The organism is Leptotrichia sp. oral taxon 879 str. F0557 (genome assembly GCF_000469385.1).
GTDB lineage: Bacteria > Fusobacteriota > Fusobacteriia > Fusobacteriales > Leptotrichiaceae > Leptotrichia > Leptotrichia mesophila.
The window spans coordinates 15,254-31,916 of the sequence record NZ_KI271320.1 but is presented as its reverse complement, the minus strand read 5'-3'; the positions used below and the strand labels follow the sequence as shown (position 1 = coordinate 31,916).

Below are 16,663 nucleotides of genomic sequence, written 5' to 3'. Positions count from 1 at the left end.
GAGAGACTATGCTTACGAATTACGGGCTTAGAGCGAAGGATATTGCACAAACGGTGCTGAATAATTTAAAATAGTAAATTAAGTGAACAATATAGAAAAGCCATACCAATTTTCAAAATGAGGAGAATAGGTATGGCTTTACTTAAAAAGAGAGGTATTTTTATGGATTTAAAAAATATGATAAACGGGACTGATATTCGGGGAATAGTTGCAAAATACGAGGATAAGGACATTAATTTATCTGAAAAGGAAGTCGAGTTCATAGCAAAAGGATTTGGGCTTTGGATAACTGAAAAATGTGATGAAATAGCAAGGAATGAAAACAGGAAGGTTAAAGTAGCAGTTGGATATGATGCAAGGCATACAGGGCCTAAATTTTCAGAAATTATAAGAAAAACTTTGGTGGAAATGGAAATTGATGTATATGACTGCGGAATGTCAATAACACCATCGCTTTTTATGGCTACGATATTTGAGGATTATAAAGCTGATGGCGCAATGATGATAACCGCCAGCCATTTACCGAGCTACTACAACGGGATTAAATTTTTTACTAAAAACGGAGGGCTTCAAAAAACTGATGTTAATAAATTTCTAGAAATGGCTGAAAAACGAGAAAAAAATTTATTTAAAAAAGAAAAAGGTGTAGAAACTTTAAAAAATCTAGCAGATGACTATGCTTCATATATATGCGAACTAATAAAAAATAAAATTGGGAAAGGGGACAAGCCTCTAAAAAACCTACGAATAGTGATAGATGCAGGAAATGGAGCTGCGGGATTTTTTGCCAAAAAGGTAATAGAAGTTTTGGGTGGAGATACTACTGGAAGCCAATTTTTAAATCCTGATGGTAACTTTCCAAATCATATTCCGAATCCTGAAGAAAAAGAAGCGATAGAATCAATAAAAAAAGCAGTTCTTGATAATAATGCAGATTTTGGAATAATATTTGATGCAGATGGAGACAGAAGCGCTTTTATAGATAAGAATGGACGTGAAATTAACAGAAATAACCTTATCGCATTGCTTAGTGAAATATTGTTAAAAGAACATTCTGGTGGCATAATTGTAACAGATTCGATTACATCGGCAGGGTTAAAAGAATTTATAGAAAACTGTGGCGGGATTCACCACAGATTCCAGCGAGGATACAAGAACGTAATAAATGAATCTATAAGGCTGAATAACGAAGGAAAGTATTCTCCTCTTGCTATAGAAACGTCAGGGCATGCCGCATTTAAAGAAAATTATTTTCTTGATGATGGAGCATACATGGCTGCAAGGCTTTTGGTTCAGCTTGTGGAGAGCAGGGAAAAAGGCATTGAATTTACAGATGTTCTGAATGAGCTGCCTGAGCCTGTTGAGGAAATAGAAATAAGAATTCCTATAAAAGATAAAGATTTTCGGGCTTGTGGAGAAAAAATTGTGGAAAACTTTAGAGAATATGCTGAAAAAAAAGAAGATTGGAGCCTAGAAAGTCCTAACTATGAAGGTGTAAGAGTAAATGTGGGTCAAAAAAGCTGGTTTTTAATCAGATTATCACTGCACGAACCACTTTTGTGCGTTAATATAGAAGCAGAAAAAGAAGGAATGGGGAATGATATTTTAGAAGAATTGAAAGATTATTTAAAAAAATACGAAAAAATGGAAATTTAAGAAAAAATAAAAAATAAAAATTAAAAAAAGGTATTGATAAAATTTATAAATGTGGTAAAATATACATGGGTTTATTACCCACTCTAACTTAAATTAGCTAAATAGTTCTTTAGCAGAAAAAACTGATTAAATTCAGTTTTTTTTCTTTTTTGGTTATTTTTTTGAAAATTTAAAAAAGAAAATTGAAAAATGGCTTTTAAAATGTTAAAATTAGATGTGAAAAAATAAATTTGGAAAGGAGCGGTATTTAATTTTAAATACTGAATAAATAATTATGAATATAGTGTTATTTGGAGCACCAGGAGCAGGAAAAGGAACTCAAGCAAAGGAATTAATTCAAAAATATGAAATTCCTCAAATTTCAACAGGGGACATTTTGAGAGCTGCAATTGCAAATAAGACTCCACTAGGAATGGAAGCCAAAAAATTGATGGATGAAGGGAAATTGGTTTCTGATAACATTGTAAATGGGCTTGTGGAAGCAAGATTGCAGGAAGATGACTGTAAAAAAGGATTTATTTTGGACGGATTTCCAAGAACAGTAGCTCAAGCTGAAGAACTTGACAAAATTTTGGCAAAATCAAACAGAGAAATTGAAAAAGTAATCGCACTTGAAGTTAGCGATGAAGAAATTATTGAAAGAATCACAGGAAGAAGAGTATCGAAAAAGACTGGTAAAATTTATCACATAAAATATAATCCGCCAGTTGATGAAAATCCAGAAGATTTGGAACAAAGGGCAGATGATAATGAAGAAACAGTGAAAAAAAGACTTGCAGTTTACAACGAACAGACAGCACCAGTATTGGATTTTTACAAAAAACAAAATAAAGTTTACAGTGTAGATGGTGCAAAAAAACTGGAAGAAATTACAAAAGATATAATTGATATCTTGGAAAAATAGTAAATAATTTCAAATTATTTAAGATTGAATTTGATTTTAGAGTAATATTACTAAACTTATTTGATATTATTTGATAATTAATAAAATTTTATTTGCAAAAGTACAAGATTTTTTGTAAAAAAGTATTAAATTGTCAAATATATATACTAAAAAAATAAAAAAGAAATTTAGAAAGAAGAAGTACAAAAAATGATAATTTATAAAACATTGGATGAAATAAAAAAAATAAAAAAAGCTAATGAAATAATCGCAAGACTTTTTGAAGATGTATTGCCAAAACACATAAAAGCTGGAATCAGCACATACGAATTGGACCAAATCGCTGAAGACTACATTAGAAGTCAAGGAGCAATTCCAGGAACTAAGGGTTACGATGTAGGACATCCATATCCTCCTTATCCAGCCGCAACTTGTATCTCTGTAAACGAAGTCGTAGTACACGGTATTCCTAGCAAAAAGCAGATACTGAAGGAAGGAGATATTCTGACAGTTGATACGGTTACAGTACTTGATGGATATTTTGGTGATGCTGCTATTACTTATGCTGTAGGAGAAATTGATGAAACTTCTAAAAAGCTTATGGAAGTTACTGAAAAGGCAAGAGATATCGGGATTGAAGCGGCACGTGCCGGAAACAGAATTGGAGATATTGGGCATGCTATTCAGGAATATGTAGAGAGCTTTGGATTCTCACTTGTAAGAGATTTTGCAGGGCATGGAGTAGGAAAGGAAATGCACGAAGATCCAATTATTCCAAATTATGGGAAAGCTGGAACAGGGGCTAAAATTGAAGATGGAATGGTAATCACAGTTGAACCGATGGTAAATGTCGGTACTTATAAAGTAAAAGTTCTATCGGATATGTGGACTGCAGTTACCAAAGATGGAAAACGTTCAGCCCAATACGAACACAGCCTTGCTATTATTGATGGGAAGCCTGTAATTTTAAGTGTAAGAGATTAAACTAAAAAAAGAACATGAAAATATAAAGAAGGGAGAGAATTATTTTGAGCATACTGGCATTCATATTAATATTATTTGTGGCATTGGAGCATTATTATATATTAATCCTTGAAATGTATCTTAATGAAAGTGAAACTGTTCAAAGAAACTTTGGACTGGAAATAGACTTTTTAAAAGATGAACGTGTAAAAAAAATGATGGCAAATCAAGGGCTGTACAATGGTTTTCTTGCCACAGGATTAGTGTGGAGTTTAATCGAAAGTGGAGAATTTCAATTTCAAATTGCAGTTTTCTTCCTGATTTGTATTATCTGTGCGGCTATTTATGGTACTGTCACAGTTTCTAAAAAAATATTTTTAGTGCAGGGTTTACCTGCTTTAATGGCTATTATTGCAGTATTATTGCCGTTAATATTTTAATAATTTTGATTAAATTTTAAAAAATGCACCTGAACTAGAGAATTTTACTTCGGAAAGTTTGGGTGTTTTTTTGAAATGAATAAAAAGAGAAAATTGATTTTTTTCGTTACAAAGTTTGTTTTTATTTTTAAAATGATGTTTAGAAATGTATTTTTTGTGTGATACTATAAGTAATAGGGGGAAATAGTAGAAATGTATATGAAAATTAAAAAATATTTATTTAAAAAGGTTGGGAATAAAGCACTAGCTTTTATTTTAGTTAAATCATTTAATATTGTTAGGAATTAAAAAAAACTTGCTATTTGAATAGAGTATAGAAATTTATAAATAAAAAACAGTCCATTTGGTATTGACAGACTGTATTTTATGACCAATTAATTCTTCGGTTGTGATATATGAAAAGATTAATAATATTAATATTAACAAATTTATTATAGCAAAAATTTTTTAGAAAATCAATACCTTTGAAAAAAAATTTGGTAAAATGTTGCAATTAATATTACAATTTATGAATAAAAAGTTTTTTATATAAATATAGAAGTTTTATAAAATTACTTTAAAACGAGGTTTGAAAGACTTAGAATTTAATTTTAAAATTGTAATTATTTTTCTTTGATTGAAATTTAGAAAATTTTAGAGTATCTAAAATAGAGATATTCCTAAATTTAAAAAGATTTATGTAATAAAATTTAAAATTTTTAGAAAAAATTTTTAAAAATCTAAAAATATGTTAGAAAAATTTGAAAAAAAGTGCTTTTTTTGTTATACTTTAGTTGAAAAAATAGTTTAATAAAAAATCACTTTAAAACTAAATATAATTATTATTTATAATTTTGTAAATTTGGTTTTTAAGTAGTTTTGTTGTATTATTATTCGATTTTAAAGTTGTATTACTATGTGTGGAATAATAGAGATTTCTTGATTTTAAAGAAATCTAGGGAATAAAATATATTAAGGAGACAAAAGAAAATGAAATTGAATTTTAATTATCAATTTGCAAAAAATTTTTTTAATGAAAATGAATTGAAACAGATTAAACCGTATGTAGAATTGGCAAATGAAGTACTGGCTTCAAAAAGTGGAGCAGGAAATGATTTTTTAGGATGGGTTGACTTGCCTGAAAACTATGATAAAGATGAATTTGCTAGAATAAAAAAAGCGGCTGAAAAAATTAAAAATGATTCAGAAGTTTTAGTTGTAATTGGAATTGGAGGATCGTATTTAGGGGCAAAGGCTGCAATTGAATTTTTGTCACACAGCTTTTACAATAACTTGCCAAAAGATAAAAGAAAAACTCCGGAAATTTACTTTGCAGGAACAAATATGAGCGGTGTTTATTTACAACATTTAATAGAAGTTGTTGGAGACAGGGATTTTTCAGTAAATGTAATTTCAAAATCTGGAACTACAACTGAACCTGCGATTGCATTCAGAGTGTTCAAAAAAATGCTGGAAGAAAAATATGGAAAAGAAGAAGCTGCAAAAAGAATATATGCTACAACAGATAAGGAAAAAGGAGCATTAAAGACACTTGCTACAGCTGAAGGATATGAAACTTTTGTTGTACCTGACAATGTTGGTGGAAGATTTTCTGTATTGACTGCAGTAGGACTTTTACCAATTGCAGCGGCTGGAATTAATATTGATGAATTGATGGCTGGAGCAAAAGATGCGATGAATGACTTTGCAAATAAAAATATGGACGAAAATCAGGCTTTACAATATGCGGCTGTGAGAAATATTTTACATAGAAAAGGAAAAGACTTGGAATTAATGGTAAATTATGAGCCAAGAGTTCATTATTTGGCAGAATGGTGGAAACAGTTATTTGGAGAATCTGAAGGAAAAGATGGAAAAGGATTGTACCCAACTTCGGCAGATTTTTCAGCAGACTTGCATTCATTGGGTCAATATATTCAGGAAGGAAAAAGATTATTCTTTGAAACAGTAGTTTCTATTGGAAAAACAGAAGTGGAATTTGTCATTGAAAGTGACAAGGATAACCTTGATGGACTAAACTTTATTGCTGGAAAAACATTGGATTACGTAAATAAAAAAGCAACTGATGGAGTAATTTTGGCACATATTGACGGAAATGTACCTAACTTAGGCGTAAACATTCCTGAAGCCACTCCTTATCATTTAGGATATACATTCTATTTCTTTGAAAAAGCATGTGGAGTAAGTGGATACCTTTTAGGTGTAAATCCATTTGATCAGCCAGGAGTGGAAGCATATAAGAAAAATATGTTTGCGTTATTAGGAAAACCTGGATATGAAGAAGCTGGAAAAGAATTGGAAAAAAAATTGAATGAAGTTAAATAGTATTTCAACCGAGATATTTCTAAAATACCTTACATCATGATTCATATAGTTCAATTTTGAAAAATTCTAGTAAATTTTAATAAATTTATATAAATTGAAAAATTAATTTGGTTTGGAAAGAAGGTGGCTGATTTGGAACATTTTTCAAGTAGCCATCTTTTGTTGTATGTGTTGTGGGTTTTGGAAAGGATGTAGAAAATGACAAAAGAGAATTTGTGGAAAAATTATACAGATGAGCAAAAGAAAGTGATTTTTGACTTTGCTGAGGATTATAAAAAATATTTGGATTCTGCCAAAACTGAGAGAGAATTTGTGGATTTGACAGAAAAGGAACTTAAAAAAAATGGCTTTGTCAATATTAATGAAAAAAGTGAATTGAAAAAAGGGGATAAAATTTATTTTAACAATAGAAATAAAAATATCATTGCAGTAATTGTTGGAAATGATATAAAAAGCGGAATCAATATGATTGTCTCCCATGTGGATTCACCAAGACTGGATTTGAAGCCAAATCCGATAATGGAAGAAGAAGAATTTGCACTATTAAACACGCATTATTATGGTGGAATTAAAAAATATCAATGGGCCGCGACTCCGCTTGCATTGCATGGTGTTGTTTTCTTAAAAAATAGAGAAAAAGTGACACTTTCTATTGGAGAAAAAGATGACGAGCCTGTATTCAGTATGCCTGATATATTGCCACATTTGTCTTACAATGTGCAGGATGAAAGAAAGGCAAGAGATGTTATTAAAGGTGAAGAACTAAAATTATTATTTGGAAATATGCCTTTAAATGATGAAAATGTAAATAAAAAAATAAAGCAGTTTGTGCTTGATAAATTGAAAAAAGATTATGGAATAGAAGAAGATGATTTCTTTACAGCAGAGCTGGAAGTTGTACCAGCTGGAAAATTACGAGATGTGGGGCTTGATAAGAGTATGATTGGAGGATATGGTCAAGATGACAGAATCTGTGCATATACTTCGCTTAGAGCTTTGTTTGATATTAAGGAAACTGAGAAAACTATTATGATTTATTTGACAGATAAAGAAGAAATTGGAAGTGAAGGTTCTACAAGCTTGAAATCAACATTGCCTGAATATGTTGTTGGAAAAATGCTATCACTTACAGAAAAAAATTATAATGATCAGATATTAAGAGAAACTTTATGGAACTCAAAAGCGTTGTCTTCAGACGTTACAGCTGCGTTAAATCCTGTATTTAAGTCAGTTCATGATGTGGAAAACGTGGCAAGATTATCTTATGGACTGGCGTTTGCAAAATATACAGGAAGTCGTGGAAAAGCTATGGCAAACGATGCTGATGCAGAATTTATTCAGGAAATAAGATAAATATTTGACAAAAATGAAATTAAATATCAGTCGGGTGGCTTTGGAAAAGTAGATGAAGGTGGCGGAGGAACAGTTGCTAAGTTCTTAGCTTACTACGGAATCAGAACGATAGATGCAGGGCCTGCACTTTTATCAATGCACTCTTTATTTGAAATCTCATCAAAAGCGGATTTGTATGAAACATACAGAGCATATAAAGTATTTTTTGAGTTAAATTAGGGAGAGTAGATAATTAGGAGAAAAAATGGGCTATAAAATTATAATTTATAAAGATAATAAATTCTACAAGGAAGAGAATTTAAAACAAAATTGGGAAAATTTTATATATAAATGGGGAAATGTCGAGTCAGGAAGTTATTTTTTTGAAATAAAGGATGAGGAAAGTGGAGTAATAAGTGGTGTGACTTACAGCCATACAGCACCTTTTGCAAAAAGATTTGAGGCAGTAGTGGATGAAAACTTGCCGCCAAAATCAATAACTGGATTTCAAAAAGGAATAGATATTTATGTAGAATATTCTCCCTCAAAAAAGATATTTTCATTAACTAAAATGAAATTTTACAGAATGAATTTGGATATTGCTGATTTTGGACTAGAAAAGGCGGATAAAGTTGAAATTGCAGGTAACTTTAATAACTGGAAGCCTGATACAGAACCTATCCATCATTTTGAAGGAACAAACTATAAAGTAGTACTTGCTTCGCCTGAAGGAGTTTATGAATATAAATATCTGATTGATGGAAAATGGTATCCTCAGAATGAAAATAGAAAACTGGTTATTGGAGAAAATGGAGCATTGTTTCCTCAAGGAGATTTTGGAACTGGAAAATTTGTGTATGAAGCAATTGATAAAAATACTGATTTGAAGGCGATAGTACATGATTATAACAGTTTGCAATATTTTAATAAATTGTCGGATAGTGAATATGAATTTAAAATAAGAACTCAGATGAATGATGTGGAACGTGCCTACGTTAGTGTAGTTCTACATGAGGAAGATAGTTATGAGATGATTTATGAACTGGAAAGATATCAGGATAAGACAAATGGATTCGATTATTTTGAAAGAATAATAAATTTTGGTAAAGAAGCCAAAAAGCTTTTGTATTATTTTATTCTTGAAGATAATGGCTCAAGAGCATATTTTAACGGGAAAACATTGAGCTATAGCAAACCAAAGAGATTAATTGTGAATACGACTTCTAAGGATATACAGTTATTTGATGTACCAAACTGGGCAAAAGAAGCAATCTGGTACAATATTTTCCCAGACAGGTTTTACAATGGAAATCATTATAATGATCCAATTTTTAATGAATTTGGACCAGAAGCATTTAAGCCAAATAGACTTCATGAACAAAATTTTGTAGAAGAATATAAATGGGAAAAAAGTAATAATGTGCTTAGTCAGTTTGATAGAAACAGATGGACTGCTGACTTTAGGGAACAGGTAATTTGGGAAAAACTGGGTGAGCGTGAAATTGACTACAGCTTGAAATATGCTAGAATGTATGGTGGAGATTTACAGGGAATAAAAGAAAAAATACCATACATGAAGGAATTGGGAATTAATGCAGTATGGCTAAATCCAGTATTTTTCTCATATCAAAACCATAAATATGGGGCAAATGACTTTAGACATATTTCACCAGACTTTGGAACAATAAAGACAAGTGGAAAAACTCATGGTGTGGAAATTAATAAAAATAACAAATATGGGAATAAGTCGTATGTGGATGTACTTGGAAACAAGGCTTCGACAAGCAGTGAGCTAAAACTTCTGGAAGTAAGCCTGAATGGTGAAAATCGGGGGAGAAATGGATATGGGGAAACAGAAGACCCATCAACTTGGGTTTGGACAGAATCAGATTTGATAATGGTAGATTTGATAAAGGAATTTCATAAAAATGGTATCCGTGTAATATTTGATGGGGTTTTCAATCATAGCAGCAGTGAACACTGGACATTTAATATGGTGCTTGCCGATGGAGAAAATTCTAAATACAAGGATTGGTATAAATTTACAGATTTTGGAGAACATGTCCCAATAACAGATGAAATGAATGAAGAACAGGCATTTGAAACTTTAATTGCAAATAGAAAGAGAACTGCTTACAACGCTTGGGCTGGATTTGATTCACTTCCTGAATTTAACACATTTAATCAGGAGTACAAGGAATATATTTTCAATATTACAAGAAAATGGATGTATGGTCCTGATGGAAAAGAAAGTGAAAACTGGATGGAGGACGACGGGATTGACGGATGGCGACTAGATGTGCCAAATTGTCTTGAAAATCAGAATTTCTGGAATGAATGGCGTGAAGTTGTAAAGGGCAGCAAGAAAGATTCATACATAACTGCTGAACTTTGGGGAAATGCTGCAGGAGATATTAATGGTGGAAATAAATTTGACACTGTAATGAACTATGAATGGTTAAAAACAGTCATTGGTTTCTTTATAAATCAAAGCCGTGAAGGTGGTGTAAGGTATAAATTAAAGGCACAAGACTTTTTCAACGAACTTCGAGAAAAAAGAACTTGGTATCCGTATCAGGCGTTGCAGGCGAGCCAGAACTTAAACGGTTCGCATGATACTGACAGGCTTTATTCAAGAATTGTAAATGATGTGCTTGGAAGAAATCTGGAGGAAGGAAAACAGCTGGAAAAAGGATATAACGGGATTCGTCCAGATTTAGCTTCAAATTATCATCCAAATACAACAATAGATTGGCGAAATAGTCCAATCAAACCAAAAGATATACTAAAATTAATTTCAATATTCCAAATGACTTATATTGGAGCACCAATGCTGTTTTATGGTGATGAAGTAGGAATGTGGGGAGCAACAGACCCATATTGTCGAAAGCCGATGTTATGGAATGAATTTTTATATGATGATGAAAAAAATCCGTCTCACATTAATCAAAATGAAGTTTATCAACAAAAAGTCGACCGTGATTTATTTGAATGGTATAAAAAGTTAATAAAAATTCGTCTTGAAAATAAAACACTTGTTTATGGTAAGTTTAGAGAAGTGTTTGCTGACAATGAAAGAGATATAATTGCATACGAAAGAGTAATTGAGGATCATTCAATTATTATTGTAATAAATAATTCATTTAACAGTTGGGAAAACGTGGAATTTGAGACAAATTATCAAGATGAAAGATTTATCGACTTGGTAACAGAAGGCAGAATATTCAGAACAAGTTTGGCTGGAAAAATTAAATTGGATTTAAAAGCTAAGGAAGGGATGATTTTGCGAAAAGTTAGGGTAGATGCAGATTATGAGTAAATAGAGATAAGGAGCTATATTTAATGGTTCCTTATTTTTTTGAAATTTAATATTGATGTGGTATACTAAAAATGGAAAATTGTATTTTTTATTAGAAAGATGTAAAATTGATTTAATTTAAAAATATTTTATTAGATTAAAGTAGAAACGAGGAGATTGGAATGGGAAATTTATTTGGACATAAGAGATGGTATGAAGTTCGTGATAAAAAAGATTTTAAAATAAAACGGAAAGTAAAAGTTAAAAGGAACTATGATGGAAACAAATACATTTTAAATATTAATGAAAATAATAATAAAGAAAAAATTGATAATAATAAATTTATTGGAGAATTTGTTAATTATAAAAAAAATAATAATGTTCTTAAAGAATTTAAAAGGAAATTTCATGCAGGAAATATTCTATTTAAGTTGAAAGGTAAAGAAGAAATCATAAGAATAGAAAATAATGATGATTTTTTGGAAACAGAAGAAGTTGTATTATATATAGAAGTATATGGAAAATCTGAGAAATTGAAAGCACTGGAGATTACAAAAAAGAAAATAATAGATGAAGCAATTAGGCAAGGAATAACTAAAGATGATAAAAAAATAGAAATAAAGAGACAAGAGAATGAAGAAGAAATAGAGATAGATATCAGAGATGAGTATACTAATAAAACACTAAATGATTGTTCAATAATATTAAGAATAATAGAAAATGATGAATTAGAAACAAAAAAATCAATTTACGAAATTTTTAAAAATATTAACATGAGTTTATATAAGATTATAGAAAAAATAATTGAAAATGAAACAGAAAAAGTATTTGAAAATCGATATTATGAAGAACATTTAAGAGAAAAATTATTGAAAGATAATAAAATAGATGTTATTTTGACTAATTTTATGGAAATAAGAGAAAAAATAAAAAGTAATTTAGAAATTATGGGTTTTGTAAAATTTTATCTTAATGTTAGTGGTGATAAAAAGAAATCTGAAAATAAAAAAATGTTTGTTGAAAAGATTTTAAATACAAATGTAGATTTAACGGTAGAAGATATAGTAGATTTTATTGTAAAAGAATTAAAATTTTGGAATATTACTAAAAGAATTGAAAAAGTAAAAAAATTTAATAATGAATTTCTTGAAAATAGAAGAAATAGAACATATATAAAATCTTATGTACTATTAGATAAGCACGAAAAATTTAAAATAGAAAGAGAAAATAAAAAAGATAAAATTGTAAAATTTTTTGTAGAAAATATAAAAAATAATAGTATAAAAGAAAAAATAGAAAAAATTTTAGCAGAATTTAAAATAAATGAATTAATAAAAAAACTAGAAAAAGAACTAAAAAAAGGAAATTGTGATACAGAAATTTTTGGAATATTTAAAAAACATTATAAAGTTAATTTTGATTCGAAAAAATTTTCAAATAAATCTGATGAAGAAAAAGAACTATATAAAATCATATATCGATATTTAAAAGGAAGAATTGAAAAAATATTGGTAAATGAACAAAAAGTCAGATTAAAGAAAATGGAAAAAATAGAAATAGAAAAAATTTTAAATGAAAGTATATTATCTGAAAAAATTTTAAAAAGAGTTAAGCAATATACGTTAGAGCATATTATGTATTTAGGGAAATTAAGACATAATGATATAGTTAAAATGACAGTAAATACTGATGATTTTTCTAGACTTCACGCTAAAGAAGAGTTGGATTTAGAATTGATTACTTTTTTTGCTTCTACTAATATGGAATTGAATAAGATTTTTAATGGAAAAGAAAAAGTAACAGATTTTTTTGGCTTTAATTTAAATGGCCAAAAAATTACACTAAAAGAAAAAGTTCCTAGTTTCAAATTAAATATTTTAAAAAAGTTAAATTTTATAAATAATGAAAATAATATTGATGAAAAATTATCTCATTTCTATTCTTTTCAGAAAGAAGGATACTTATTAAGAAATAAAATTTTACATAATTCTTATGGAAATATTCAAGAAACTAAAAATTTAAAAGGAGAATATGAAAATGTTGAAAAGTTAATAAAAGAACTAAAAGTTAGTGATGAAGAAATTTCTAAGTCCTTAAGTTTAGATGTTATATTTGAAGGTAAAGTTGATATAATTAACAAAATTAATAGTTTAAAAATAGGAGAATACAAAGATAAAAAATATTTACCTTCTTTTTCAAAAATTGTTCTTGAAATAACGAGAAAATTTAGAGAAATAAATAAAGATAAATTGTTTGATATTGAAAGTGAAAAAATAATATTAAATGCAGTGAAATATGTTAATAAAATATTATATGAAAAAATAACTTCAAATGAAGAGAACGAATTTTTAAAAACATTACCTGACAAATTAGTAAAAAAAAGTAATAATAAAAAAGAAAACAAAAATCTATTATCAATAGAAGAATATTATAAAAATGCTCAAGTATCATCATCAAAAGGAGACAAAAAAGCTATAAAAAAATATCAAAACAAAGTTACAAACGCTTATCTTGAATATTTAGAGAATACATTTACAGAAATAATAGATTTTTCAAAATTCAATTTGAATTATGATGAAATAAAAACTAAAATTGAAGAAAGAAAAGATAATAAAAGTAAAATTATTATAGATTCTATTTCTACAAATATAAATATAACCAATGATATTGAGTATATAATTTCAATATTTGCATTATTAAATAGTAACACGTATATAAATAAAATTAGAAATAGATTTTTTGCAACATCAGTTTGGTTAGAAAAACAAAACGGTACCAAAGAATATGATTATGAAAATATTATAAGTATTTTAGATGAAGTTTTATTAATAAATTTATTAAGAGAAAATAATATAACTGATATTTTAGATTTAAAAAATGCGATTATAGATGCCAAAATAGTGGAGAATGATGAAACATATATTAAGAATTATATTTTTGAAAGTAATGAAGAAAAATTGAAAAAAAGATTGTTTTGTGAAGAACTTGTCGATAAAGAAGACATTCGAAAAATATTTGAAGATGAAAATTTTAAATTTAAAAGTTTCATAAAGAAAAATGAAATTGGAAATTTTAAGATTAATTTTGGTATTTTATCTAACTTAGAGTGTAATTCTGAAGTAGAGGCAAAAAAAATAATAGGGAAAAATTCAAAAAAATTAGAGTCCTTTATACAGAATATTATTGATGAATATAAATCAAACATAAGAACTTTATTTTCATCAGAATTTCTAGAAAAATATAAGGAAGAAATAGATAATTTAGTAGAAGATACAGAATCAGAGAATAAAAATAAATTTGAAAAAATATATTATCCTAAAGAACATAAGAATGAACTATATATTTATAAAAAGAATTTATTTTTAAATATTGGGAATCCAAATTTTGATAAGATTTATGGATTAATTTCAAAAGATATAAAAAATGTTGACACAAAAATATTATTTGACGACGATATTAAAAAAAATAAAATATCTGAAATTGATGCAATATTGAAAAATTTAAATGATAAATTGAATGGATATTCTAACGATTATAAAGCAAAATATGTAAACAAATTGAAAGAAAATGATGATTTTTTTGCCAAAAATATACAAAATGAAAATTATAGTTCATTTGGAGAATTTGAAAAGGATTATAATAAAGTTTCTGAGTATAAAAAAATAAGAGATTTGGTAGAATTTAATTATTTGAATAAAATAGAAAGTTATTTGATAGATATAAATTGGAAACTTGCTATTCAAATGGCTAGATTTGAAAGAGATATGCACTATATTGTAAATGGGCTAAGAGAATTAGGAATTATTAAGTTAAGTGGCTACAATACTGGAATAAGTAGAGCTTATCCTAAGCGTAATGGATCTGATGGCTTTTATACAACAACAGCATACTATAAATTTTTTGATGAAGAATCTTATAAAAAATTTGAGAAAATATGTTATGGATTTGGAATTGATTTGTCTGAAAATTCTGAAATTAATAAGCCGGAAAATGAAAGTATTAGAAACTATATTTCACATTTCTATATTGTAAGAAATCCATTTGCTGATTACAGTATTGCAGAACAAATTGATAGAGTTTCTAATTTATTATCATATAGTACACGTTATAATAATTCAACTTATGCAAGTGTATTTGAAGTATTTAAAAAAGATGTGAATTTAGATTATGATGAATTAAAGAAAAAATTTAGACTTATCGGTAATAATGATATACTTGAAAGATTAATGAAACCTAAAAAAGTTTCTGTTTTAGAATTAGAAAGTTATAATTCTGATTATATTAAAAACTTGATAATAGAACTTTTAACAAAAATAGAAAATACAAATGATACGTTATAAGAATGAAATTTATAAGGAGTATGATAAAAATGCCCAATATAATTAACATAACAAAGGCTGATGATTTGTCAATATCGAATAATCAGCTTGTAATGATTGATGAAGATAATAATGATGAGAAAAATAAGATTTCTTTGAATGATATATCTGCGATAGTTATTGAAAATTGTCATTGCAAGATTAGTGCGATTTTGCAGTTGAGGCTGGTGGAAAATAACATTCCGATTATTATTTGCAACGAGAAACATCAGCCTGAAATTCATTCGCTGGGATTATTTAATCATTTTCAAGTGACTTTACGAATAAATGAACAGATTGAGTGGGAAAAAGAGAAAAAGGAAAAATTGTGGAGCAGGATAGTGGAGAATAAGATTGAAAATCAAAGAGCATTGTTAGAGTATCTTGAAAAAAGTGATGTTTCCATTGAAAGACTGAAAACATATAAGGAAAACTTGAAAAAAGATGATGTGAGTGCAGAACATCAGGAAGCAATAGCTTCAAGGATATATTTTCAGGAATTGTATAGCAATAGTTTTAAAAGATTTGATGAAGATGGTGTGAATTCTGCACTTAATTATGGATATATGATTTTAAGGGCTATAATATCATCAAAGATTGTAGCAAAAGGGTTTCATCCAAGTCTGGGATTACATCATAAGTCACAGTTTAATGCTTATAATTTTTCTGATGATATAATAGAAGTTTTTCGTCCCATGGTGGATTATCTTGTTTATATGTACAAGGATATTTTGAATGAAGTGAAATTAAGTAAGGAAATAAGGCAAAAAATACTTCTTGTGGCACAGCAGAAGGTATTATTTAACAATAAGAAATATGATTTTTTCCAAGCGGTAGACTATTATTTGGATAGTATACGAAATTATTTTGTAAAAGATGAAGAAGTGATAATTCCTACATTGAGCGTGATGGACTATGAGTATTGAGTATTTTGGTCTGCTTATGTATGATTTTCCTATGCAGACAGATGTTGAAATATATGAATATAGGACTTTCAGGAAAAAATTAATAGAAAAGGGATATTATCAGCTTCAGAAATCGGTATATATAATGAGGTCGAAAACAAAAGAAAAAATCGAACTGGCAGAAAAACAGTTATCAATGCTCGCTCCAGAAAATTCCTCAATTCGTTCCATTATACTGACAGAAGAGCAGTTTCAAAAAATGAAGGTGCTCGCAGGAGAAGTGACAATGGGAGAAAAAATTTCACAAAATAAAATATTGGAATTTTGAAAAATCATAAAATATGGTATAATGTGAGTGGTGGTTTATATTATTTATTAAGGAACAATATCAAGATGAAAATATGGAAAACACAACAGATAAATAGAAAAAATATCAATCAAAATATCCTATCACTAAAAACAAATGATGGGATATAGACCACCCCAATATCGAAGGGGACTAA

General features: G+C 28.4%; 9 protein-coding genes and 1 pseudogene. All 10 read left to right on the top strand.

The features are described from left to right. The first annotated feature begins 132 nt into the window (after window positions 1-132). The 10 genes and pseudogenes from HMPREF1552_RS05260 to cas2 all read left to right on the top strand — a co-directional run bounded on the left by HMPREF1552_RS05260 (window position 133) and on the right by cas2 (window position 16,488). Entirely contained in the window at window positions 133-1,656 is a 1,524-nt protein-coding gene (locus tag HMPREF1552_RS05260) for a phosphoglucomutase (RefSeq protein ID WP_039901237.1), read from the top strand. A gap of 274 nt (window positions 1,657-1,930) precedes the next feature. Then, on the top strand, window positions 1,931-2,560 hold the full coding sequence (locus tag HMPREF1552_RS05255; protein ID WP_021744071.1) for an adenylate kinase: 630 nt from the start codon (window positions 1,931-1,933) through the stop codon (window positions 2,558-2,560). A gap of 189 nt (window positions 2,561-2,749) precedes the next feature. Then, window positions 2,750-3,523 (top strand): type I methionyl aminopeptidase, encoded by a 774-nt coding sequence (map, locus tag HMPREF1552_RS05250; protein WP_021744069.1) that lies wholly within the window; start codon window positions 2,750-2,752, stop codon window positions 3,521-3,523. 44 nt (window positions 3,524-3,567) lie between these two features. Then, window positions 3,568-3,942 (top strand): DUF1304 domain-containing protein, encoded by a 375-nt coding sequence (locus HMPREF1552_RS05245; protein ID WP_039901235.1) that lies wholly within the window; start codon window positions 3,568-3,570, stop codon window positions 3,940-3,942. 969 nt (window positions 3,943-4,911) lie between these two features. Next, entirely contained in the window at window positions 4,912-6,267 is a 1,356-nt protein-coding gene (locus HMPREF1552_RS05240; RefSeq protein WP_021744067.1) for a glucose-6-phosphate isomerase, read from the top strand. A gap of 198 nt (window positions 6,268-6,465) precedes the next feature. Then, window positions 6,466-7,839 (top strand): annotated as a pseudogene (locus HMPREF1552_RS05235) (aminopeptidase). Between the two features lie 25 nt (window positions 7,840-7,864). Then, a complete protein-coding gene (locus tag HMPREF1552_RS05230) occupies window positions 7,865-10,918 on the top strand; it encodes an alpha-amylase family glycosyl hydrolase (RefSeq protein ID WP_021744064.1) in 3,054 nt (1,017 codons plus the stop codon). A gap of 161 nt (window positions 10,919-11,079) precedes the next feature. Next, the gene (gene cas13a, locus HMPREF1552_RS05225) at window positions 11,080-15,237 is read left to right on the top strand and encodes a type VI-A CRISPR-associated RNA-guided ribonuclease Cas13a (RefSeq protein ID WP_021744063.1); all 4,158 of its coding nucleotides are present in this window, start codon (window positions 11,080-11,082) and stop codon (window positions 15,235-15,237) included. Window positions 15,238-15,266: 29 nt separating this feature from the next. Then, complete coding sequence (cas1, locus tag HMPREF1552_RS05220) at window positions 15,267-16,181, top strand: type II CRISPR-associated endonuclease Cas1 (protein ID WP_039901233.1); 915 nt, start codon at window positions 15,267-15,269, stop codon at window positions 16,179-16,181. Continuing rightward, window positions 16,171-16,488: a CRISPR-associated endonuclease Cas2 gene (cas2, locus tag HMPREF1552_RS05215; RefSeq protein ID WP_021744061.1), complete on the top strand. Its 318-nt coding sequence runs from the start codon at window positions 16,171-16,173 to the stop codon at window positions 16,486-16,488. Before cas1 ends, cas2 begins: the two co-directional genes overlap by 11 nt. Window positions 16,489-16,663 lie beyond the last annotated feature (175 nt).

Excerpts from the sequence above, each read along its gene's own strand:
- HMPREF1552_RS05260 (WP_039901237.1), top strand. The coding sequence starts at position 133 with ATGGCTTTACTTAAAAAGAGAGGTATTTTTATGGATTTAAAAAATATG.
- HMPREF1552_RS05255 (WP_021744071.1), top strand. The coding sequence starts at position 1,931 with ATGAATATAGTGTTATTTGGAGCACCAGGAGCAGGAAAAGGAACTCAA.
- map (WP_021744069.1), top strand. The coding sequence starts at position 2,750 with ATGATAATTTATAAAACATTGGATGAAATAAAAAAAATAAAAAAAGCT.
- HMPREF1552_RS05240 (WP_021744067.1), top strand. The coding sequence starts at position 4,912 with ATGAAATTGAATTTTAATTATCAATTTGCAAAAAATTTTTTTAATGAA.
- HMPREF1552_RS05230 (WP_021744064.1), top strand. The coding sequence starts at position 7,865 with ATGGGCTATAAAATTATAATTTATAAAGATAATAAATTCTACAAGGAA.
- cas13a (WP_021744063.1), top strand. The coding sequence starts at position 11,080 with ATGGGAAATTTATTTGGACATAAGAGATGGTATGAAGTTCGTGATAAA.
- cas1 (WP_039901233.1), top strand. The coding sequence starts at position 15,267 with ATGCCCAATATAATTAACATAACAAAGGCTGATGATTTGTCAATATCG.
- cas2 (WP_021744061.1), top strand. The coding sequence starts at position 16,171 with ATGAGTATTGAGTATTTTGGTCTGCTTATGTATGATTTTCCTATGCAG.